The following is a 564-nucleotide window of genomic DNA, read 5'->3' as shown; positions in this document are numbered from 1 at the left end:
TGATCGTCGCCATAATAGGAGCCGACAGGCGAAAGCACGATCATAAATGTATAGCTCCTGGATGCCTTCACACCGAGACTCGGTTCTGTGGCAATGACAAAAGGACGAATATACAGTGACGTTCCTTTTTCCTTTGGAACCCAATCTTTCTCCAGCTCAACTAAGTGCGTCAATGCCTCAAGCACCAGCTCTTCGTCTAAAGGGGGCATGCTCATGCGCTCACACGATCTGTTCAGCCGTTTGATATTTTGATCCGGACGGAACAGCAGCACCCTGCCGTCGTCTGTTCTGTATGCTTTTAATCCTTCAAAAACAGCCTGGCCGTAATGAAAAACAGATGAAGACGGATCAAGCGTAAGCGGTGCGTACGGCGCAATTCTCGGATGATGCCATCCAATCCCCTCTTCGTAGTCCATCACAAACATATAATCTGTAAAATATTGTCCAAACCCCAAGGAAGACGGGTCGGGCTTTTCCTTATAATATACAGTTTTTTCTCGTTCAATAAGCTTATTCAATCTAATCAGCACACCTTTTACATAATTGTTTAAATATTCAGTCTTT

The 564-nt window shown here is 44.7% G+C and carries 1 protein-coding gene; it reads right to left on the bottom strand.

What is annotated here, in order from left to right; translation table 11 throughout:
* Positions 1-564: aminotransferase class IV (locus IEV86_RS18340; protein ID WP_229734735.1), on the bottom strand; the 564-nt coding region annotated here is incomplete at both ends.

The sequence above is a fragment of the Cellulomonas carbonis genome, assembly GCF_014636275.1.
Taxonomy (GTDB): Bacteria; Actinomycetota; Actinomycetes; order Actinomycetales; family Cellulomonadaceae; genus Actinotalea; species Actinotalea carbonis.
The sequence above is the reverse complement of the archived record's forward strand: the minus strand, read 5'-3'. Positions and strand labels throughout refer to the sequence as shown.